This window comes from Agrobacterium sp. ICMP 6402, assembly GCF_009498615.1.
Taxonomy (GTDB): Bacteria; Pseudomonadota; Alphaproteobacteria; order Rhizobiales; family Rhizobiaceae; genus Agrobacterium; species Agrobacterium burrii.
The window spans coordinates 30592-53115 of the sequence record NZ_QSNV01000017.1 but is presented as its reverse complement, the minus strand read 5'-3'; the positions used below and the strand labels follow the sequence as shown (position 1 = coordinate 53115).

The window sequence follows — 22524 nt, the reverse complement described above, 5'->3', positions numbered from 1 at the left end:
TACGCCATGCTGGACGAACCAGCCATGGCCGCATAACTCAAACCAAATGGCCTCCGGCAAACCCGGTGCGGTTCAGTCGGCGCTCCGCAATTTCCCTTCTGAAATGCTAATTGGCGTATTGATTTTGGGTGTCGTTGGTACACATCCCACTCTGCAGCGTTAACCATATTGGGAACCGCCACACCAAGTCCGCTTCAGTTATGTTAACCGTTGGTAAACAGGGGCGATTGGCGGACCAACGATGTGAGCTTTGTGTTGGAGAAACACTGGGAGCGGCTGCTCAGGGAGATCGCGGCCTGCGAAATGGCAGTTCGAGAGATCGAAACCGATCTTCGACTTCGGGCAATGTCGAACGACGCCAACGACAGAGAGTTGGCCCTCCTGCGGCGATTAAAAGGTGAAAATGCCGATTTGCTTCATCGTTACCGGAATCTGAGAGAAGCGTTCATTGCGTTGCTGTGTGAAGACGATATCGCGGCCGAGCAATTTCCTGCCTGAGATCGCAGGCTACCTATCCTCGTTGCTGCGCAGTTCAAATGTCCAGCCCATATCGAGATCAATCAGCACAGTGATTTCGGTGTCCGTGTAGTTCACGGCTGCGATCCCACTCCTGTCCTTTATGCTCCGTCACAAAACGCCCGCGGGGTTCGTTCAAGAGCAATGTTTATATGAGGAACCGCTGAAGACGCATTCATTTGGCCCTGTAGGTGCCTATTCGCCTTGTTGCTTTCCAAACAGGAGGAAGCCAAGATCTTGATCATCTTCCGTTCTGATGACAAACTCGCCACAATAGTGCCTCCCTCTCAGATTTTACTGGTGTCCATCGCGCTAAAAAATGGCAGCGTGAGCGGTACTGGACCCGATGATCTCCTTCCCTCCCAACTATGCGAGCGGTGGGTGGAATAGAAGCGTCCGTGCCACCAACCAGGAGAGTGACGATGACGCATGAAATTCATTGGCCTTGACATTATAAAGAAACGGTTGCGGTCGCAATCGCCGGCGCAAGAGCCATGCGTTCGACTGCATCGGTGATGGATTGTATGCAAACATCCAGTCCTTGAAGCCGAGCAGGAGGAAAAGCTTCGGCCTGCATGTTTTTCCTGTGGCCAATCTTCACGTCAGCGCACCGGTACGGCATGGTCTTGCCGGCGTGGCCCGCCGCCATACTTGCGTCTGAAAAGCTTGATAAGCGGTTTCTCGAACAGGAAATGCGCCAAGACCGACACGGCCAGTGCAACGATGATGATAACCGCTCCAGCGAGAATACCGGGCGCCAATATCTTATGAATGATTGAGATCACCAGGCCATGCAGAAGATAGAGGGCGTAGGACGAGTCCCCGATAATCTCGATTGGTTTCAGCAGACGTCGCGGCCATAGTCCGGCATTTTCGAGCCACACGCATCCGGCCACAAGGAAAAAGGCAGGTACGCCCCACGTCATCAGGCGCAGCATTCCAGATTGCTCGCTTATCATAGCCGCGGCAACAAAACCCGTCAGTGATATGACAAGCGCGGCGATACCCGCTTGTCTGCCCTGGAACATAAAGCGCGACAGCAGAAGCCCGCCGAGGAACTCCAGCAAGAGCGGCGAGGTCCAGGTTTGTATGAAGGGGGATTGTGAGGGTAAAACCTGTCCCGCCAAGGCCATGACGGACAGGATGCCGACCGTTACAGCCAGCGGTGCGCGCACGGCAAGTCCAAGCGCGAAGACAATATAGAAGAACATTTCCATATTAAGGGTCCAGCCCACGACCAAAAGGGGAGCTACCTCGCCGTTATCGCCTGTATAGGGAATAAAAAGCAGCGATTTCCATAAATGCTCGAGGGTAAAGGTAAAGGTAGAAAAAACGCCCGCCATCGCACCGGCGCACATCACCAAGGTCACGGCCCAGTATAAGGGCACAATACGGACCAGCCTGTGATATAAAAACGCCCCCGGTCCCCCCGCCGTTGCGAAAGAACCCATGATGAGGCCGGAGATGACAAAAAAGACATCCACACCTGCCGCCCCAATCGTAAATGGGTCACCGACTATATGAAACAGCAGGACCGAAAACGCCGCGAGCGCCCTCAGAAACTGGATGGAATAAACCTTTTGCATTACCGCTCCTGAAGTACTCAACCGTTCACGTCCTTCGCCTCAAATGCAGACAGAGGCAGCGATTCGCACCAACTCGAAAAAGTCGCAGAACTCTCCTGATTTCGATGCTTGCAAGAATTGATGAGGGATACGTTCAAAAAATACCTAAAATCTGAAGAGCCAGATGACCAGAATTATTCTTACCAGAAGCAGCCATCTCATGTGTAATTGAGTAAATGCCCTGGTTACAAACGTTTATATGCCGCAACGTAGTCGATTTTGACAGTGTTGGGATAATCTGCCGGGTCTGGCGTCCCTGGCCAAACGCCTCCCACTGACTGGTTCAGGATGAAGTAGAACGGAACATCGAATGGTTCTGCTCGGGCGTAAAGTCCTGAGCTGTTGGGAAGGGGAAATGTGGTCTTCTTGACAAAGTTGTCATCGATGAAGAACGAGATTCCTGTCGTATCCCATTCGGCGGCGTATACCGTCCAACGGTCGACGCTGGGGATAACGTTTGCCGAACCGGAGTCCTGTGTATGTCCACCAGTCGATGTACCCCAGTGCAAAGTACTGTGCACTGTTTTGTCTTCAGTGGCATTGGTCGTCGAGTTGAGTTGCCCTACATATTCAAGAATGTCGATTTCGCCGCCGCAGGGCCAGTACATGCCGCAAGTTCCCCAGTTCTTTTGCAACTGCGGCATCATCCAGAACGCTGGCCAGGCCCCCCTTGCGACTGGCATTCTGATCCGTGCCTCCAGACGGCCAAAAGCCTGCGAAAACCGGTCTTTCGAGATGACAAGCCCGCTGAGCCACGATTTGGTGATCCCCAGGCAGCTCACGGACTGCTGCTTTGCGGTCAACTGTAGCGATCCGTTTTTGATCGCTACTTGCGAAGCATCATAGCACTCCGTTCCCCAGGTCTCGCCAAAACCCTCCGTGCTAGACCCGTATGTTGGGCCCGTGGTGATTGCCACCCACTTTGCGGGATCAAGTGTACCATTCGAGAATTCATCCGAAAAAGTCAGAGCCCAACCATCGCGAACGGGAACGGGTACATTGTCTGGCTGAGTTGGGAGGGAGGCGGCGATGCCTGGATTCAGCATGACATCGTCCACCAGCACCGAGACCGCACCGCCATCCTGTCTTTCGGCTGTGATACCGATCAATGTTGTATTCGGCATCGGAACGTCAATAACGACGCGCGTCCAGGCCGTTGAAGAAACGGCAATCGGGCCGGTGTTGGTATCCCATAGTGTTTCGTCAGTTACCTGATCGACGAGTTTTGTGTGAACAAGAGCGCTTCCCGTCTCCGCTCGGACATAATAAGCAACTCGGGTTAATGGCTGAGGGCATTCGCCGGGGCTTATATCTCGCTTGGCGGTGCCATATGGAGAACCGCTCAGTTTGAGCGACCAGTCATCTGTTCGTCCGGGGGAGGTTATGGCCACCGCATTGCCGCTCCACCAAACCACAAACCCGCCGGTGTCTTGCGTGAAAGACTGGTTTGCGCAGGCATCGTTCGCAACGACGACATCATCAATATAAACTGTTGTGTTGGTTGCCGGCGAAACCGGCTCGGCGGTAATGCCAATGAGCGTCTCATTGGTGATCATGACGGGAATCGAAATCCTGGTCCAAGTCGTCCCCACAACGGTCGGTCCGGCGTTGACCGAATCGTACAGGACGGCGTCGGTCATCTGATCAACGAGCTTTGTGTAAATACGAGCGCTACCCGTTTGGGTGCGCACCCAATAATTCACATAAGCGATGCCGAGCGGGCATTCGGTGGGCAATATGTATCTGCTTGCCGTGCCAGGACCGCCCTGTAAGCGCAAGGATTGTGAATCCGTGTGGCCGACGGACGTATCCACGACGGGGGTCGACCCGCTCCACCATGGTCCCCAGCCTCCGAGCCCGGCCGAAAATGACTGGTTCTCCCCGCAATCTACACTTACAGCGTGAGCTGGAGAGCCCGCAGCATACAAAATCATGGCAAGTAGCCAAGTCAGTATAGAACCTCTCACGGCACCCCCAACAAAGACATCTTGTAGTTGAATTCCAATAAGCCTGAACTGGCATCTTCTCGTCAAGTGCGGAGTTGGGGATTCGTCGAAAAGGCACATCTTTATCGCGATGATGAAAGAAACTAACCCGAGCCAGAATCTGCGCACCGTTTGATTGCAGAAGGCGTCTGTTTTTCCGCTTAGGCCTCTTTTCTTCATGACGGATTTGCTATTCATCCGTGCATTCGGAATAACTAAAAAATAGGGTTTTCTCGGGATATTGGTGTTACCGGAATGAAGCATCGGGCACACATGGGAAAAATGGCAGAGAAGATCCCCTTATGGATGCAGCGCACGAAGAACAGACGCGTGGAAATTGGCGGAATACACTGTTTTATGTGACGTTCCTTTATTTTACGGTCGGTTTCTCACCCTATATTTCACTCTCGTCGACCTATCAGGGCTCTGCCATGGCGGAGGGGTCCAACCTGTTGAACCAGCTCACCGCGATCATCCTGCTTTTCAGTTTCATGGTGTTCATGGTGAAGGAACGGTCTTTCTCCATCGTCTTCACGCCGCGTCTGCTGATGGCGACGATTTTCGGCTGGTACGCCCTCACCTCTGTCGTGGGGGAGGCGCCGATGTTTTCGCTGCGTCGGCTTGTCATGTGCGCCATCATCTGCGTGCTTGCCGGTTGCTTTTTGCAATTGCCGCGCACGGAACGGCATTTCACCACGCTGCTTGCCAGCTGCGCGATGATTATCCTTTTCCTGTGTTATTTCGGCGTCATCGCCCTGCCGTCACGATCTATCCATCAGGCAAGCGACGCGCTGGAGCCGCTTCTGGCGGGTAACTGGCGCGGAGTCTTCCAGCACAAGAACGAGGCTGCCTCGGTCATGGCGGTGCTGATCATCGTGGCGATTTATCTCTGCAGGCGCTGGTCCTTCATCGGCGGCCTACTGGTGCTGCTATTATCGCTGTTCTTCCTGATCAAGTCAGGCGGCAAGACGGTGCTCGGCCTGATGCCGATCGTCGTCGCGGCGGGCTGGTTCATCGTGCACTGGCCCCAGTGGCGTTATGTGGTCTTGGCCCTGCTTCTGTTGGTCTTCACCGTCGTGACCGTCGGCACCACGGTCGACCCGGTGTTTTCGCAGATGCTGACTAGGATGGGTGTCGATGCCAGTTTTACTGGCAGAACCGATATCTGGGTCGTCGCCATCGATTACATCCGCAAAAGTCCGATCCTCGGATATGGCTATCAGGCCTTTTGGCGCAGCGACGCCCTGATGTCGAGCATGGATAGCAACAGTTGGGCAACGACCGCGCCAGCGGCCCACAGTGGATATTTCGATCTGCTGCTTGCGGGTGGCATCCCCGGTCTGGTGCTGGTGATGATGTGGATTTATCTGCTACCGCTTCACTATCTCGGCAAAATGAACGAGGCGACGCGCAAAAGTCCGCTGACCCGCCTTTACGTCGGTATCTGGCTTTATGTGCTGCTCTACGGCTTTCTGGAAACGCTATTCTTGCTCAGTTCGGGCTCCGTCTGGTTTTTTCTCCTCGTGGCGGTAATGGGCCTGCATCTGCAGGCGAACGCCAGCCTTGCCGAAGACGAGGCAGAGCCGGAATCTGCCCGAACCGGCGGTGATGCCGACACGACACCCCACTTGCGATTACCCGTTGCTCGAAAGACGTTCGCGACTGTTCGGTCGGTACGAAACTCAGAATCTACTCGAAAATGATTGAGTGAAATCAGATAGTTGTGTTTCTGTTGGCTTGCTCAGGATGAGCACGCCGACAATCAGCTATAAGAACCACCGCTTTCCACCACAGATCATTGCCCGTGCTGTGTGGCTGTATTTCCGGTTCCCTTTGAGCCTGCGGCTTGTCGAGGAAATTCTGCTGGAGCGCGGCATCGTCGTTTCTTATGAAACGATCCGCCGATGGGGTCGAAAATTCGGTCCGGCCTACGCAAAACAGTTGCGCAGAAAGAGGCGTGTCGCGATACCAAGGCTGCCAAGCGACTGCTGCTCAGGCTGCTGAAGAAGCAAGGCCTAACGCCGAAGCGCATCATCACCGATAAATTGCGCTCCTACCGCGCCGCAAAACGGAATGTCATACCCAGTGTCGAACATCGATCGCACAAGGGCTTGAACAATCGAGCGGAGATTTCTCACGTGCCACTGCGAAAGCGAGAACGGATGATGCAGGGATTTCGATCGGTCGGCAGTTTGCAACGCTTCGTCTCGATCTTTTCGGTCGTTCGAAATCTCTTCGTCGCACCACGCCAGAAGCGCTCAGCTCTGGCCACCACATTCACCGTATCCGCGCCATGGCGCAGCGGAAAGCTGTGACCGGCGCACTTGCCTGATCTATGCGCGGATACTCCTCCTGGCATGGGCGAAACAACGTGACAACGCCTCGCAAGGCACTCGCGCCCACCTGCATCCTGCGGGTCACCGTCAATCTCTGAAATCCAGTAGTTGCACGCCGTGACGAAACAAGGTGCGCCTTTTCACACCATCTGGCGATGTCCAAGCCTAACGCCGTCTCGTTCGCTTCACTGATAAACCGTAGAATAATTATTTCTCTACAATTGCTAACCGCAGGGACGTTGGTTCGTATCCGCTCAAGAGCTTGAACGTGAAGGAGAAAACCACGGCTTGCAAGGTACAAGGGGCTCACCTGATGTGGCGCCCCTTATGTTACCCGCAACGGTCTTTATCTAACCGACAAAATCACTTGGCATGTGCTTTCGAAAGCTGTTTCCTCGACGATGCCCACGCCACCAATGCCAAGGCAAGGGCCATCAGCGAGAGGATCGCGCCTGCCCAGTTTGGTGATGCGAGGCCGAACCCTGCTGCAATCGTCGCCCCGCCCGCCCAGGCGCCAATTGCGTTACCAAGATTGAACATACCTATGTTGACGGACGCAGCCATGGTGGGCGCGCCGGCATAATCTGCGCGGTCCATCACCAGTTTCTGGATCGGAGAGACGGTAGCAAAGCCGAAGGCGGCCATAAGGAACACGGCTGCCGAGGCAACGACAGGGCTGCCGACGCCGATCCAAAACACCAGGAGCACCGCTGCTTGGGCGGCGAGCGTCACGAACAATGTGCCAAACAAAGAGCGGTCCGCAAACCGGCCCCCAATCCAATTGCCAACGGCCAGACCGAGGCCGAACAGGACCATCAGCCACGCGATACCCGTGTCGGAAAATCCGGCTTCGGAGACCATCATCGGAGCGATATAGGTGATGGAAGTGAAGAACGCGGCGGGTCCGAAGATTGTAATGCCCATCGCGAGCAATACCTGCGGGTCCACAAACGCGCGCAGTTCCGTCTTCAGTGCGATCGGCTTGCCCGCTTCTATCCGGGGAACCAACATCGCGATGCTGACGATGGTCACCACGCCAATACCAGCGACCAACCAGAACACCAGACGCCAATCATAAACCTGCGCAAGCCAGGTGCCCAGCGGAACACCGAAAAGGTTCGCTAAAGTCAGCCCGGAGAACATGACGGCAATTGCGCTCGCCTGTCGGTCCTTGGTCACCAGCGACGCAGCGATGATCGAACCGAGACCGAAAAACGTGCCGTGGTTAAGGGCCGTCAGTACGCGACCAACCAGAGCAATTGTTAAATTTGGAGCGAGGGCCGTCAGCAGGTTTCCCAACGTGAACAGCACTGCCAGTCCGATCAGCATCGTTTTGCGCGGGACCCGTGAACCCGCAACGGTCAGGATTGGTGCACCAACAAAAACACCGAGAGCGTAGGTCGTCGCCATCAGGCCGGCGGTCGGGATGTCTAAGCTAAAGTCGCGAGCTATCTGAGGGAGGATGCCGGCAACGACAAACTCGGTTAAACCTATACCGAATGCGCCAATGGCCAGCGCGAAAAGAGCGAGAGGCATAAAATACTCCAGATGCGATATTGTTTGCCGAATACAGTTCGGCGATAATGCCGATATCGGATATGAAATTCGGGAGTAAAGCCAAAATGGCTTCGACTGCAAAAGAAACAGATGTTATTCGGCAAACGAAGCATCGGCCCGTAGAGCTGGACACTTTCGACCGAAAGATATTAGGCGCGCTCGCAGAGGACGCTTCTCGAAGCTACGCTGAACTCAGCACGATCGTGAACCTGTCAGCGCCTGCGGTGCATGATCGCGTGAAGCGGCTGAAGCGGGACGGCGTGATCAGAGGCACCGTCGCGAAACTCGACGGATGCAAGCTCGGCCGCTCACTTCTGACATTTCTGGTCATCGACACCAGCAGCTATAGCGCCACTCGTGCGCTTCTCGCGTTCACCGAAAGACCAGAGGTCGAGGAAGTCCACACGGTGGCGGGTGACGGCTGCGTTCTCGTGAAGGTGCGGGCAGCCGACACCGAGTCCTTGGAAAATTTCCTGATGGAAGTCCAGAGCCTCGACGGCGTGCGCTCTGTACGCAGTTACATCGCATTGTCGACGTTCTTGGAACGCGGACCGATGCCAGATCGATAGTTGGCTCGATCTTGGTGGCCGGGTATCGAGTGCGAGCTTGAACAGGGTCGTTGGTTCATATCCCTTCAAGACGAAGGGTTCAGGGCTGCAAGACTAGTTGCCCCCTGAACGGATCGCATGCCGATGGTCGAAGCGGCTAATATTTCTTCTTCTTGATGACCTTGTTGCCGCGCGGTCCGCTCACGACTGGCGTCCGGTTGCTATTTTCAGCGTGCAAACCTCGCCAACGTTCAAGGCGATCGGCACTAAGCTCGCCGCTGGCGATAGCGCCTCGGATGGCGCATCCTGGTTCATGTGCATGGGTGCAATCGCGAAACCGGCACAACGGCGCCAGATCGGTGATTTCGGCAAACAGCGTATCTATTCCGTCGGTAATATCGCTGACATAGAGCGTCCTGATCCCCGGCGTATCGATGACCCAGCCGCCGCCTGGAACAGCATGCAGGGATCGCGCCGTTGTGGTGTGCCTGCCCTGCGCGTCGTATTCACGGATGGTGCCGGTTTTCTGCTTCGCATCAGATCCCGCCAGGGTATTTACAAGCGTTGATTTTCCAACCCCGGAGGACCCCACCAGCGCAACGGTCTGGCCAATGCCCAGCCAGGGCCTCAACAAGGCGATGGCATCGACTGAGCGTCCATTCAGCGCTATGACTGGCAGGTCGCGTTGCAGTGCCTCGGCCTGTGACTGAAACTGTCTGACGTCGTCCACCGTATCGGCCTTGGTCAGCACGATGATTGCGTCGCTTCCGGCCTGGTTCGCCATGATCAGATAACGTTCAAGCCGGGCGGGATCGAAATCTGCATTGCACGAGGTGACGATCAGCAGGGTGTCGATATTGGCGACAACCAGTTGCTGGCCATGTCCGCCTTCAGGCCTTCGCTGGAACAGGCTTTTCCGATTGAGACGGGTGACGAACATACCGGTCAGCGGATCGGCAAGGACCCAGTCCCCGACTGCGAAGTCGGCTGTATTACTATTGCCCGGCAGCTCCAGTGCAACGGGTCCTGCGATATCGATCGCCTCTATGCGCGAGCGGTGGACCGATGCTATCCGTCTGGGCAAGAGGCCGGCTTCGCTGTCTTTCACTTGATCCGCAAAAAAGGCGGACCAACCGAGTTCTTCCAGCGCCGAGGTCATCGGTATCGTCATCGACTGTCGTCTCGCCTACTGATGAGGATCGCGTTTCGGCAAGGACTTGGCGTGCGCAGCGGCCTCGCCGGAATAGGGAAAATCGTCGCCCGATTGACGATCGCCATCGAACACCTTGAAGACCGGGCCATCGGTTTCGACGATTTTGTAGCCATTGACGTACTCGAATTTCGGCGTTTTCCAGCCCATCGGAAGTCCTTCCGTCGGTCCAGCATTTCTGGTCTCGAAATGATACCGGACAATGTTACCTATTGAACCGTCGATCTATCAGGTTGCGGCGCAAAATACGACCGGTGAAATTCCTGAGTGAATCAATACTGGTCTGCGTGGTCGCCGCAACAGTGCAGGCTGCTGTAGATGCCCGCACCGATGCGCTTCAGAAACAGAAGCGATTATGACGTCAGTTTTTCTTCTTCTTCTTCTTTTTCCCGGAAGACACGACGATATCCCGGTACTCGTCCATATCACCTTCAAAGGTGGTGACGGTGCCGTTGTTGACGAGCCACAGGCGGTCGACGGTCGCTTCAATCAGATGGCGATCATGCGAAATCAGGATCACCGCACCATCATAATCGTTCAGAGCCTCGATCAGCGCGCGGCGGCTGTCGATATCCAGATGGTTGGTCGGTTCGTCGAGGATCAGCAGGTTCGGTGCATGGAATGCCGCCAGACCCATCAGCAGGCGAGCCTTTTCTCCACCCGACAGATCCTTGGCAGCGGTTGCCATCTTCTCTGTGGCAAGGCCCATCTGTGCCACGCGGGCGCGCACCTTGGCTTCCGGTGCCTGTGGCATCAGTTTGCGCACATGCTCGACGGCGGATTCCTCAGGCACCAGATCATCCAGCTGGTGCTGGGCAAAAAAGCCGACCTTCAGGGACGGGGCCGTGCGCAGATCACCCGTTTCTGGCGAAAGACGGCCGGAGATGAACTTGGCGAACGTCGATTTGCCGTTGCCATTCGAGCCCAGCAGCGCGATGCGGTCATCATTGTCGATGCGCAAATCGATGCCCTTGAGGATGGGACTGCCGGGTTCGTACCCGACAGAACCGCCATTGATGGCGACGATGGGGGAGGCAGGCTGCTTTTCCGGGGTCGGAAACGTGATCGGCTGAACGTGATCTTCGATGACCGAAGACACCGTTCCCATGCGCTCCAGCGCCTTGACGCGCGATTGTGCCTGTTTGGCCTTTGATGCCTTGGCCTTGAAGCGGTCGATGAAGCTCTGCAGGTGCTTTCGCGCGGCATCGTTCTTGACTTTGGCCTTAGTCTGCAATTCGTCGTTTTCGGCCTTCTGGCGCTCGAACTGGTCGTAACCGCCGCGATAGAAGGTCAGTTTCTTCTGATCGAGATGCACGATGGCATTGACGGCGTTGTTCAACAGGTCGCGGTCATGGCTGATGATGATCACCGTATAGGGATAACGGCGGATGTAATCCTCAAGCCAGAGGGTGCCTTCCAGATCGAGATAGTTGGTCGGCTCGTCGAGCAGCAGCAGGTCAGGTTCGGCAAACAGCACCGATGCCAGTGCCACGCGCATGCGCCAGCCGCCTGAGAAGGACGAAGCCGGACGAAGCTGGGCTTCCTGATCGAAGCCGAGCCCGGCCAGAATGCTTGAAGCGCGCGCTTCCGCCGAATGCGCGTCGATATCGACGAGCCGCATCTGGATGTCGGCGATGCGTTCAGGGTCGGTCGCGGTCTCCGATTCCAGCATCAGCGCGGCGCGTTCCTTGTCGGCTGCCATGACGATCTCGATGAGACTATCTTCGGTGCCGGGAGCCTCCTGCGCCACCTGTCCGATCCTCGCATTTCGAGGGATCGATATGGAACCGGTTTCGGGACCGTGATCGCCGGTGATGACCTTGAACAGGGTGGATTTGCCAGCACCATTTCGGCCAACCAGGCCGGCCTTGGTGCCGCTTGGTAGCGTCACATTGGCTTTATCAAGGAGAAGGCGTCCGGCAATGCGGGTGGAAAGATCGGTAATTGAAATCATGGCGCCGTTTTGGCGAAACCGCTGCGTTATAGCAAGCTCAATGAGCATATTGGCAATCGCCACGGAAAACATAAGTGATCGTGGATGCTGCGCTGCAACAAATGGTTGGTATCTATATCGAGTTCAGACGTGGGTCTGATCAGCTATGATCTCTTCCAATTCCCTTTTCCGTTCTCCGCGGAAAATACATTTCTAACCGTAGATCTGGCGTCGGCGTACCCGAGCATTGCTCTGGACGGTCACGCAGGCACTTCCTCGCAAGGGCCTTCGATTATTGACGCAGTGTCAGAGATCAAATGTACCGTTTTCTTCGCCATCCCAATATTCGACAGGTTGGCCGTGAACCTTGTGGTGGAAGATCTACCTCCCACAGTCGAGGTGATAAACTGCTAAGGTTAGTCGCGGAATAGCGTTTGACTTGACCCTATACAAAACCGCTGCTTCAAGTGAGGCATCGAAACGTCACTTTGAGGCTCAAGTGAAAATCCTTCTCGTGGAAGATGATGTCGAGCTGGCCCAGTGGCTCATCAAGGCGATGAACCAGCGCTACGAGTTCATCATCGAATGGGCGGAAGACGGTCGCGCCGCCGACGCCCGGTTGCGCAACGAGGAATTCGACATCCTCATCCTCGATCTTGGCCTGCCGTTAATGGACGGCCGATCGGTTCTGGCTGCGATGCGGGCAAGGCAGGACAATACACCGGCTCTCATCCTGACCGCACGCGACACCTTGACCGAGCGGATCGACAGTCTGCACCAGGGTGCCGACGACTTTCTGGCCAAGCCCTTCGCGATCGAGGAACTGGAAGCGCGCCTTGTTGCGTTAGTGCGCCGCGCCCATGGCCGTCACGCGGGAATGTTCACCTGCGGAGACCTGTACTTTTCCTCATCCGAGCAGAGGTTCACGCTCGCAGGCTCCGCCCTGGAATTGACGCCCAGAGAACATTCGATGCTGCGGATCCTGATCCAACACGCCGGCGAGCCGATGTCGAAGCAGAAAATCCTCGACCGCATGTTCTCCTACGATGCCGAAATACAGCTGGAGGCCATTGAAGTCATTGCCCATCGACTTCGCAAGAAGCTTCCCGGCTCGGCACAGATCAAGACCCTGAGAGGCATCGGCTATGTTTTGGAGGACGCCGGGGCATGAGTGGGCAATCGCATAGTGAAAGGCCCGGTCATCGTCTGGCTATTTCGCTCGGTTTCTGGATCGTGCCGGCAATCATCACTGCGATGGCGTCCACGCTCTGGTTCAGTGCGACCACGATCGCAGAGATGGCTGACAGCGCTTACGACCGTTCGCTGGCGGGAGCAGTCCGAGCCATCGACGGCAATATTTCCACGGAGAGCGGAGGCGTGGGCGTAGAGCTTCCCTACAACCTCTTCGAATTCTTCCAGCTGACGGCTCAGGGTGCTGTCTACTTCAACATCTCGACAAGCGATGGCTTCGTGCAGATAGGGGACGTCCTGCTGCCAAAGGCGCAAAGCCTGACGAGTGGCGAGCTCAGCTTCGAGGATGCCTCTTATTTCGGAAAGGAGGTTCGGATCGGGACGCTGACACGGCCGCTTGATCCTTCGAAACCCGACGGCACGCAGGTGACGATCCAGGTGGCGGAAACGAAGGTCTCAAGGACCTCCTTCCAGAACGAATTGATATTGCGGGCGGTGCTGCGCGATCTTCTTGTTGTTCTCGTGCTCGCCGCGCTCCTCAGTATCGGTGTCTATCTGGCGGTGAAGCCCCTCAACAGACTGCGTGAAATGATCGATGCCAGGGATCCGGACGATCTCAAACCGGTCGAGGCCGCGTCACTGCCCTTGGAAGTAAGGCCGCTGGTGCAGGCGATGAACCGGTTGATACAGCGGACGGTCGATGAAGCCGAGCAGCAACGCCGGTTTCTCGACGACGCGTCGCACCAGCTCAGGACGCCCATGGCGATCCTCAGAACTCAAATCGACTACGCTCTGCATCAAATGGATTTCAAGGACGTCCATCAGACACTTCGCGCATCACGAGACGTTCTCGATCGCTCCATCAGAACCACCAACCAGCTTCTATCTCTCGCCAAGGCGCGAACATCGCAAGGAACGGATATTTATCCCCAAGCGCAGCTCGACGTCACGGAGATTGCTGCCGACACGATACGGATGCTGTGGCCCCGGATCCGTGCAAGACGGATGAACTGTGTCCTTGAAGCTTCGGAGGTGCCGGTCAAAGTCAGGGCGAATGAGGGGCTTCTGCAAGAGGCCTGCATGAATATAATCGATAATGCGATTACCTATGCGCCGGAAGGCACGCTGATCACTGTCACGGTGCAAAAGCAGCGCGAAAGCTGCACCCTCGAGGTGATTGACGAGGGGGCCGGAATGAGTGCGGAGGAACTCGCATTCGCGGGCACAAGGTTTCGGAGTGGAAATCGCAAATCGAGCGGCAGCGGACTGGGACTGGCGATCGCACTGACCGTAGCTCGGGCGAGCGGAGGTACTATGACGGCGGAAAATCGCCAGGATAGATCGGGGCTTATCGTACGGATTGTGCTTCCGGCAACTTGATGAAAGCCAGTTGAAAGCTTGGGTCAGTTATAGCAGCGTTGCAGATTGGAGGTCTGCACACGTCATATGGAGGAGAAAACAATGACTTCTATTTCCCGCGCCGCCTTCGCGGCCACGCTCGCGTCGGCTGCGTTTTCGGCCACGCCTTCCACATCGCTTGCCGAACCGAAAAGCCCCGAATGTGTTGCTCCGGCTCAGCCCGGCGGCGGGTTTGACATCACCTGCAAGCTTGCCCAGGCGGCGTTGCGGGAATCCGGTGCCGTGAAGTCGCCGATGCGCGTGTCCTACATGCCGGGCGGCATCGGAGCGGTCGCCTATAACTCGATCGTAGGCCAGCGTCGTGCAGAGCCCGGAACGATCGTCGCTTTTTCCGCCGGATCGCTCCTTAACCTCGCACAGGGCAAGTTTGGCGCTTATACCGAGAAGGACGTGCGCTGGGTTGCCAGCGTCGGCACGGATTATGGCGCGGTCGTGGTGCAGGATAACAGCGAATACAAGTCGCTTACAGAACTGATGGAAGCGATCAAGAAGGATCCTTCATCCGTCATCATCGGTGCTGGCGGCACGATCGGCAGCCAGGACTGGATGAAGGCGGCCATGACGGCACGTGCGGCCGGCATCGACTACAAGACGATGCGGTTCGTGGCATTCGAGGGCGGCGGTGACTGCGCCACGGCCCTTCAGGGTGGCCATGTCAATGTCTGCATGAACGACGTCGGGGACAGCCAGGCGGCCATCGATGGCGGCGCGCCGCTCAAGCTTCTGGCGATCTTCTCCGAGAAAAGACTGCCGGGCAAGCTCGCCGAAGTGCCGACCGCCGCCGAACAGGGATTCGACATCAAATGGCCGATCGTGCGTGGCTTCTATGTCGGTCCGGATGTCAGCGACGCGGATTATAAGTGGTGGTCCGATGCGTTCGCCGCGACCATGAAGGCGCCTGGCTACGAGGCCGCTCTTCAGAAGCGTAACCTCCTTCCCTTGCCGATGACAGGTGAAGAGACGACAGCCTTCGTCGAGAAGCAGGTCGCTGCATACAAGACGCTTGCGACCGAATTCGGTCTCGCCACCAAGTAAGGGGCACTTGTCATGAATACCGACCGTCTCCTGGGAGCGGCCGCACTCGCGGTCGCAGCATCGATGCTCGCCTTCGGCTATGGGCTTCAGGCACCGTTCGCATATGAACCTGTCGGTCCCCGGACCTTCCCGCTTCTGGCAGCGGCAGTGATCGCCATCTGCGGCATCATGTTGCTGCTGAAGCCCGGAGAGCCGGATCAGGCTCACAAGGCCGGGGCCGGCATGGCGATTGCTGCGCTTTCCGCGTCGCTGCTGGCTTATGCGGTTCTATTCCAGCCCCTCGGCTTCGTGATCTCGACAGCGATCTTCATGGTTCCGATTGCCATGATCTTCGGAGCCAAGTGGTGGCAGGGGGCCGTGACGGGAGTGGTTCTTGGCCTTGCTTCCTATCTTCTATTCGACCACGTTCTCGAGGTCGTTTTACCGGGCGGCCCGCTTGGAGGAATTATCTGATGGACACACTCGGCTATCTTGCCCATGGCTTTGGGGTTGCGCTGGCTCCCACCAATCTTCTTCTCGCAACCCTGGGGGCCATTGTCGGCACAATGGTCGGCGTCCTCCCGGGACTGGGTCCGATTAACGCCGTCGCCATGCTTGTCCCGGTCGTCTTCGCGCTTGGACTGCCGCCTGAAGGTTCTCTGATCCTCATGGCCGCCATCTATATCGGCTCCGAATACGGCGGCCGCATCAGCGCCATCCTGCTCAACGTCCCCGGTGAAGCTTCGGCCGTCATGACGGCGCTCGAAGGCTATCCGCTGGCGCGACAGGGAAAGGCGGGAATTGCGCTCTCCCTGTCGGCCTGGACTTCCTTCGTCGGCTCGGCGATCGCGACATTCGGTATCGTGCTTGCCGCGCCCGTGCTTGCGCGTTGGGCGCTCGCCTTCGGACCGGTGGAATATGTCGCGTTGATGATCTTCGCCTTTTCCTGCCTGACGGGCCTGCTTACTGACCAGCCCGTGAAGGCGCTGCTGGCGATCATGCTCGGGCTCGCCATCTCGACGATCGGCATCGATGCAAATTCCGGCGTCTACAGATACACGTTCGGCTCGCCGAACCTTGCAGACGGCGTTCAGTTTGCGACCGTCGTCATCGGCCTCTTCGCCATCAGCGAACTGCTGATCATGCTGGACACGATGCACGGAGGCGCGTCGATCCGCATCGAGCAACTCGGCCGCAGTCTCTTCAACCGTGCTGAAATGCGCTTCACCAACATGGCGACGCTGCGCGGGTCGCTGATCGGCTTCTTCGTCGGCATCCTTCCGGGGGCAGGCGGCACTGTCGCCTCCGCTCTTGCCTATACAACCGAGAAGCGCGTCGTCGAAAAGAGCGACCCGGAAGGCAGCCGTTTCGGTGACGGTGACATCCGTGGCCTTGCGTCCGTCGAGGCCGCCAACAACAGCGCTTCGAACAGCAACTTCATTCCGATGCTGACATTGGGCATCCCGAGCTCGGGGACCACGGCGATCATGCTCGGTGTCCTCACCCTCTACAACCTGACGCCCGGGCCCGCCCTTTTCCGGTCGCAGCCCGACGTCGTATGGGGTCTCATCGCCTCGCTGTTCATCGGCAACATCATACTGCTTGCGATAAACATTCCGCTCGTCGGCCTGTTCGCGAAGATGCTGTCGGTTCCGGCGTGGGTCCTTGTCCCCTTCATCGTCGTGGTCAGTGCGATCGGCGTCTATTCGTGGAAATCGACGACATTCGACCTCGTCCTGATGGTCGCGCTCGGGGTCGGAGCCTATTTCCTTCGCCGCGTCGGCGTGCCGATGGCCCCCCTGATCCTGGGGCTGGTACTGGGCAAGATCCTCGAGCAAAGCCTTCGCAGAGCACTGTCCCTGTCGGCTGGCGATGTTTCCATCCTCTGGTCGAGCCCGATTTCCATCACGCTCTGGATCATGGCTGCAGGCGTTCTGCTGGTCCCCCTGCTGATGCCGAAATTCAGAAGCTGGCGCCACAAGACGATCGTCGAGACGGACTGAGAGAGGGGCTATCGCGTGTCGTATCTTGTTCCTTCACACGATGAGGACGTGCCGTCAGGTCTTCGGCTGCGCCGGATGCTTGACGGCCCCGAAATCGTCCGGATGCCTGGCGCCCATAACGGACTGGCTGCGCTGCAGGCAAAGGCTAGCGGCTTCCAGGCGCTTTATCTGTCCGGCGCGGCGGTTAGCGCATCCATGGGCATGCCTGATCTTGGGATACTGACCTTGGACGATGTGCTGTTCTTTACACGGCAGATCGTTCGGGCATCTGGGCTTCCACTGCTTGTGGATGGAGACACGGGCTTCGGCGAAGCGCTCAACGTCATGAACACCGTTCGTCGTCTTGAGGAGGCTGGTGCCGCCGCCATCCAGATCGAGGACCAGATCCTACCGAAGAAGTGCGGGCATCTCAACGACAAGAAGCTGGCAACACCGCAGGATATGGCAGCCAAGGTCGCGGCCGCCGCCAAGGCTCGGCGCTCGCTGCTGATCGTCGCCCGCACGGATGCCGCCGCCGACGAAGGGATCGACAAGGCTATCGACCGGGCGAGGCTGTATGTCCGGGCTGGTGCCGACGCCATATTTCCGGAAGCGTTGAAGACCGAGGCGATGTTTTCGGAATTCGTATCGGCGATGGGAGACGTGCCGCTGCTCGCTAATATGACGGAATTCGGTCGCTCGCCGCCGATGACCGCGGACAGACTGGAAGCGCTTGGATACAAGATGGTTATTTGGCCAGTGTCGTCCTTGCGCGTAGCGAACAAGGCGCAGCAGGCACTATATGGAGAGATCAGCCGGACAGGGACGACCAGCGACATCCTTGACTCCATGCAGACAAGGGCCGAGCTCTACGATCTTATTGATCTCAATGGCTATGAAGCTCTTGACGCCAATATCGTGGCAAGCAGACTTCCGTCCTGATCATCAGAGCCGATACGAGGAGACACCAGTGACCAGCGTGGATCTTAAAGCGGAGAGGACTATTGTCAGGCTGCTGGCGAGGTTCTTCCTCTCGTTCGACGACAAGGACTGGTGTCGTTTGGCAGACCCGGCATGCTGAACAATGGCCACACCTGCCAAGAGGGCAGGGCGCATAAGTTCGTCTTCACGCGAACGCTGCGTCGGCGTCGAATTCTGGCTCCCACATCCCCGGAAGTTACATCGCCAGACCGGCGCTTCAGAAACTCTCGGATTGCCTCGGCGCGTCGACACGCCTCGTCCCAAAGCGTTGCGTCAATCTCGTCTGGGAACTGAGCATCCATCCTGAAGCACCGCAGATTTCATCAACGAATTAGTGCCGGGCTGACTTGTTGAAAGTGTTGGGGCGGAATCTCACGATTAAATGCACCTACGTCAGTAACGTTAGGTGAGGGGGATGGCGGTTTCGAAAAAAGGGGCTGGAAAAATAGGCCCCCGGCAATCAGTTCTTGCTGCAATATTTGCAGCAGAGCCGTTGAACGAACGTTCGGCGTTGGGCCGAGCGCGCTGGCTTCGTATTCGCTATCATTGCTGTTTTGTCGGTCTTTAACCAAAAGAATCACTTCCAGAGGGTGGCGATCAATCCGTCTCCTCGCGACTTGAGCCGCCGCTGGCTAGATTACGGAAAGGTTGCCGAATGGTCACACCGTGGATTGGAGGGTAAGTTTTCACAGATTTACAACCGCCAAAGTTGTTGCGATGACGCAGCTTGATGCTATCTCTGCGTTAAGTTGAATCATCGAGGGGATGAGGTATGAAGAAGTTGGGGGCGGTTCTGCTGGTGGCTCTGCTGAGCGCATGTGCAAAGCCATCTGACGGGCCGACCGCGGGCAATATCCGGTCGGCGACTTTCCCTCGAACCAACGAAAAAATACCCGTCATCGAACTGGCGAATGCGCCGGCGGCGACCGTATCCGCGACCAGCCTGCAAGGCGCTTCCGGCCCTGGGCTCACCGCGCTTCGTAACACCGGCTATAATGCCCAGAGATTGCGACGCGGGGATGTGGTCGACATCACCGTGCTGGATACGGGTGAGGACGGGCTTTTCTCCCCGACGCAGAGCAAGACCCTCAACCTTGGCCGCTTTACGGTGGACCAGAGTGGATCGGTCAATATTCCTTTTGTCGGCAAACAGAGGGTGGTGGATTCCACGCCCGAGGGGCTGCAGTCTCAGGTCGTCGCAGGACTCAAGGGTTCGGCCGTGAACCCGCAGGCTGTCGTCACCGTCGTCGACAAGCCGACGAGCGCCGTGATGCTCAGCGGTGCGGTGAAGAGCCCCGGAAAGATCACGCTCACCGCCCGTCAGGAGCGGGTGCTCGATGCGCTCAATCAGGCCGGCGGCCCGACTGTCGCTCCGGGCGCGGCAACGGTGACCGTGGTTCGTGGTTCGCACAGGGCCAGCGCATCGCTTGATCGCGTCATGCGGGAAGACCGCCAGAATATCCGTCTTTCGCCGGATGATCAGATCATGATCGATGGCGATGCCGCAAGTTATACGGCGCTCGGCGCTTTCAAGAGCGCCGGTGAATTCCAGTTCGAAGCTGGAAAACTGACCTTGGCGCAGGCTGTCGGTCGTGCCGGTGGGCTGCTGGATGACCGCGCCGACGCGCGCAATGTCTACGTCTTCCGCAACGAGATCATTCAGGTTCCGTCCACATCCGCGTCGGGTGCAAAAGGCCCGGTCGCGACCGCCACGACGATGCGGCCGGTGATCTACCACGTCAATATGCGCGATGCCTCGAGCATTGCGCTCATGCAGCTGTTCCAGATGCAGAAGGGCGATGTGCTTTATGCCAGCAACGCCCCGCTGGTGGATTCGGCAAAGCTCTTGACCGTGTTCCAGAAGAGCGCGTCGACGGCGGCCGCGCCGCTGCCCGGCAGCGGCAACTGACAAGCGGCGCTACAAGAGCTGTAGCGCATCCATTGCCGATTGCGGACGCAAGGCGGGATCGTCATGGCAACAGGCATCGGCGAAATGCGCCAGCCTTTCCGTCGTCTGCGCTCCCGTTGTCGCCATGAGGCGTGAGGCAAGCCGCCCGACTGAAAATATATCCTGATTGGGATTTGCGGCAGCACCCCGCATCTGCTCCGGTGCTGCAAACCCCGTGGAGCCGGCGAATGCCATGCCCCGTTCCCCATGCCGTCGGCCAATCTCCAGCGCAATGCCGAAATCACCGAGCCTGCCGGTTTCGAAATCATCACCCCGCATAAGAATATTGGCAGGCGTCACATCGCAATGAACGTATCCTTGCGCATGCATGACGTTCAGCCCCTCCAGCGTGCGACGAAGGATCACCACTGCATTCTGCCCGGTGACCGGCACGGCGGATGCCCGCGACGCCAGTGAGTGCAGGAACCAGGGTTGCAGAAGGCCGGGGCGCCCGTCCGGCAGTCGCAGCAGCACGGAAGTTTCCACCAGACACGGGTGGCGCAGGGCCAATCCGATCCCGGCCTCCTCCCGCAGTCTTTGCAGCAGCGCCGCGTCGTCTCGCAATGCCGGCGGCACCGTTTTCAGGGCATGGAGGGAGCCGAGATCCCGGTGCCGCAATTGCAGCAGCAGCGTGGTCTCACTCTCATAGGCAATTCGCTCGACGGCGAAGCTGTCGGCGATCCAGTCGGGTTTTGTTGCGGAAAACTGCGAGACTTTCCGATCCAGCGCATTTCTGAGCTGATCGATCAGGTCTCTCTGTTCGTCACCGGGTCTCTCGCGCGTGCCGTCATGGCGAATGCTTTGCCACAGGTGCGAAAATCGCTCGCCCACCTGCGGATGGACCGGATTTCGGCCTTCCCGTTCACCCTTCTTCACGCCCGTTTCCAATCACGATGGCGCTGATATTCTCGCGCGCGTCTTCGATGAGCGCCTCTTGAATGAGGGCGTTGGCGCAGTCCTTGACCGGAGTGTCGCTGACGATTTCGGCGATCGTGCGCTCTTTCAGGATTTGTACCAGCGGGTAACTGCACAGAAGCAGCCTGTCGCGCGGGCTCCAGTCCTCATGGACGATATCCGGCCGGAACTGCTGGGAAAGCCCGACACATTGGGACAGCTGTTTTTTCATGCCGACGATGACGTGATCGCGGGAAAGTTGATGCATTGTCCCGTTTTTCAGGAGGTAGGCGCGCGCGTCACCGGACCACACGATGCTCAGCCCGTCGCCGATGATGTGGGCGATGACGAGGCTGGCCATGGGCCTGCCGTCGGCCCCTGCAATCTGCCGCGACAGAAGAAGGCTGTTGACGGTGCCGAGCTTTCCCCTGATCTGCTGTGTCATCATCTCCGGGTTTGGGGCCGCCTGTATCTCCGCCAGAATGCTGGTGGCCAGACGTGCGGCCTCCACCGCGCCATGGGTATCGCCCTGTCCGTCGGCTATGGCGAAGAGGTCGGGGTTTCGTGAAACGAACAGCGAATCCGCATTGAGGGAAAACCGTGTTCCGGGATGGGTTGCATAGCTGTAGGTGACCGATGACGGGTGTTCGGCTGATGGTGCAGGCCGCGTTACCGCAGGCTTTTGGGGGGACGCGCCATCGCGCGACGGCGCTTGTGCGCGCGTGGCGCTCACCCCGTCTTCCTCGCCCTTCGCTCCTATCTCGCTGAACAGGCGCACGAAATCGGCCGCCTGCGGCTTGCCGTCGAATTTCAAACCGCGCGCGCGCCGGCTGAGAGGTTCGATATGCCACCAGAGGCTCGTCGGCGCGCGGCCGCGCATCGTCTCCGGGGCGTCGTCTTCTTCCCGTGGTTTTGGCAAGCGGAGTTTCTTGACCGCGGCGTTGAAGCGGGACATATCGAAATCACCCGCCATGGATGTTTCGGCCAGCGCTTCGGCAGCCATGAACCAGGTATCGTCCAGATAAAGCGTTCTTGGATGTCGTCTGAAGCCGTTGAGCTGGGCGATGATGGCGAGGGGATATTTGCGCCCCACCCGGTCCGTACTGGGCACCAGGACACCCGCATAGGCGCAGTTTCCCCATATGCCCCTCTCGATGATGAAGCGAATGGGCGGCGATGACGAGAATATTGTTGGCCAGCGGCCGGAGAACATTTCAGCGCAGGCATGCAGGCCGGACCGCATCCAGTCGTCAAAGGTGCCGATCAATTCCCGTTCAAGACCGTCGGAGATGAAATCGCCATGGCTGGGAACCTTGCCGAAAAAACCGATGCGATCGCTTTCCGCAGCGGTTTCCGCGGGTCTCGATGCTTGATTGGCCATCAGA

At 57.7% G+C, this 22524-nt stretch carries 17 protein-coding genes and 2 pseudogenes; 11 read left to right on the top strand and 8 right to left on the bottom strand.

The window, feature by feature from the left end:
* The first annotated feature begins 243 nt into the window (after positions 1 to 243).
* Complete coding sequence (locus DXT96_RS26065) at positions 244 to 498, top strand: hypothetical protein (protein WP_174374390.1); 255 nt, start codon at positions 244 to 246, stop codon at positions 496 to 498.
* A gap of 620 nt (positions 499 to 1118) precedes the next feature.
* Here DXT96_RS26065 and uppZ read toward each other — a convergent pair.
* Entirely contained in the window at positions 1119 to 2102 is a 984-nt protein-coding gene (gene uppZ, locus DXT96_RS26060; RefSeq protein ID WP_153517093.1) for a polysaccharide biosynthesis acyltransferase UppZ, read from the bottom strand.
* Between the two features lie 224 nt (positions 2103 to 2326).
* Positions 2327 to 4324 (bottom strand): family 16 glycosylhydrolase, encoded by a 1998-nt coding sequence (locus DXT96_RS26055; RefSeq protein ID WP_174374391.1) that lies wholly within the window; start codon positions 4322 to 4324, stop codon positions 2327 to 2329.
* 104 nt (positions 4325 to 4428) lie between these two features.
* On the opposite strand from DXT96_RS26055, the gene uppW reads away from it, so the two are divergent.
* On the top strand, positions 4429 to 5829 hold the full coding sequence (gene uppW / locus DXT96_RS26050) for a Wzy-type polysaccharide biosynthesis protein UppW (protein ID WP_236776631.1): 1401 nt from the start codon (positions 4429 to 4431) through the stop codon (positions 5827 to 5829).
* Between the two features lie 43 nt (positions 5830 to 5872).
* Positions 5873 to 6458 (top strand): annotated as a pseudogene (locus DXT96_RS26045) (transposase).
* A 367-nt stretch (positions 6459 to 6825) separates the two neighbouring features.
* Here the strand turns inward: DXT96_RS26045 and DXT96_RS26040 are convergent.
* Positions 6826 to 7998, bottom strand: a complete 1173-nt coding sequence (locus DXT96_RS26040) for an MFS transporter (protein WP_153517091.1) — start codon at positions 7996 to 7998, stop codon at positions 6826 to 6828.
* A gap of 86 nt (positions 7999 to 8084) precedes the next feature.
* Between DXT96_RS26040 and DXT96_RS26035 the strand changes: the two genes are divergently transcribed.
* On the top strand, positions 8085 to 8588 hold the full coding sequence (locus DXT96_RS26035; RefSeq protein WP_174374392.1) for an Lrp/AsnC family transcriptional regulator: 504 nt from the start codon (positions 8085 to 8087) through the stop codon (positions 8586 to 8588).
* A 136-nt stretch (positions 8589 to 8724) separates the two neighbouring features.
* Here DXT96_RS26035 and rsgA read toward each other — a convergent pair whose 3' ends face one another.
* The 3 genes and pseudogenes from rsgA to DXT96_RS26025 all read right to left on the bottom strand — a co-directional run.
* Positions 8725 to 9738 (bottom strand): ribosome small subunit-dependent GTPase A, encoded by a 1014-nt coding sequence (gene rsgA, locus DXT96_RS26030; RefSeq protein WP_153517090.1) that lies wholly within the window; start codon positions 9736 to 9738, stop codon positions 8725 to 8727.
* Positions 9739 to 9753: 15 nt separating this feature from the next.
* On the bottom strand, positions 9754 to 9927 hold the full coding sequence (locus DXT96_RS27025) for a hypothetical protein (RefSeq protein WP_174374394.1): 174 nt from the start codon (positions 9925 to 9927) through the stop codon (positions 9754 to 9756).
* Positions 9928 to 10147: 220 nt separating this feature from the next.
* Positions 10148 to 11731, bottom strand: a pseudogene (locus DXT96_RS26025) (ABC-F family ATP-binding cassette domain-containing protein); the annotation flags it as partial.
* 478 nt (positions 11732 to 12209) lie between these two features.
* On the opposite strand from DXT96_RS26025, the gene DXT96_RS26020 reads away from it, so the two are divergent.
* The 7 genes from DXT96_RS26020 (at position 12210) to DXT96_RS25985 (ending at position 20206) form a co-directional block, all read left to right on the top strand.
* Positions 12210 to 12881: a response regulator gene (locus DXT96_RS26020; RefSeq protein WP_149900643.1), complete on the top strand. Its 672-nt coding sequence runs from the start codon at positions 12210 to 12212 to the stop codon at positions 12879 to 12881.
* Complete coding sequence (locus DXT96_RS26015) at positions 12878 to 14281, top strand: sensor histidine kinase (RefSeq protein ID WP_153517089.1); 1404 nt, start codon at positions 12878 to 12880, stop codon at positions 14279 to 14281. The genes DXT96_RS26020 and DXT96_RS26015 overlap by 4 nt, the downstream gene beginning before the upstream one ends.
* An 81-nt stretch (positions 14282 to 14362) precedes the next feature.
* The gene (locus DXT96_RS26010) at positions 14363 to 15355 is read left to right on the top strand and encodes a tripartite tricarboxylate transporter substrate binding protein (RefSeq protein WP_149900645.1); all 993 of its coding nucleotides are present in this window, start codon (positions 14363 to 14365) and stop codon (positions 15353 to 15355) included.
* Between the two features lie 12 nt (positions 15356 to 15367).
* A complete protein-coding gene (locus DXT96_RS26005) occupies positions 15368 to 15808 on the top strand; it encodes a tripartite tricarboxylate transporter TctB family protein (protein ID WP_149900646.1) in 441 nt (146 codons plus the stop codon).
* Positions 15808 to 17337: a tripartite tricarboxylate transporter permease gene (locus tag DXT96_RS26000; protein ID WP_153517088.1), complete on the top strand. Its 1530-nt coding sequence runs from the start codon at positions 15808 to 15810 to the stop codon at positions 17335 to 17337. Before DXT96_RS26005 ends, DXT96_RS26000 begins: the two co-directional genes overlap by 1 nt.
* Before the next feature lie 15 nt (positions 17338 to 17352).
* Entirely contained in the window at positions 17353 to 18258 is a 906-nt protein-coding gene (prpB, locus tag DXT96_RS25995) for a methylisocitrate lyase (RefSeq protein ID WP_371419012.1), read from the top strand.
* A gap of 811 nt (positions 18259 to 19069) precedes the next feature.
* Positions 19070 to 20206 carry a polysaccharide biosynthesis/export family protein gene (locus DXT96_RS25985; protein ID WP_153517087.1) on the top strand — a complete coding sequence of 379 codons (1137 nt, stop codon included), beginning with the start codon at positions 19070 to 19072 and terminating at the stop codon, positions 20204 to 20206.
* A gap of 9 nt (positions 20207 to 20215) precedes the next feature.
* Here DXT96_RS25985 and DXT96_RS25980 read toward each other — a convergent pair whose 3' ends face one another.
* Positions 20216 to 21121: a protein kinase gene (locus DXT96_RS25980; RefSeq protein WP_371419011.1), complete on the bottom strand. Its 906-nt coding sequence runs from the start codon at positions 21119 to 21121 to the stop codon at positions 20216 to 20218.
* Entirely contained in the window at positions 21108 to 22520 is a 1413-nt protein-coding gene (gene tagF / locus DXT96_RS25975) for a type VI secretion system-associated protein TagF (RefSeq protein WP_153517085.1), read from the bottom strand. The genes DXT96_RS25980 and tagF overlap by 14 nt, the downstream gene beginning before the upstream one ends.
* Positions 22521 to 22524: the final 4 nt, after the last annotated feature.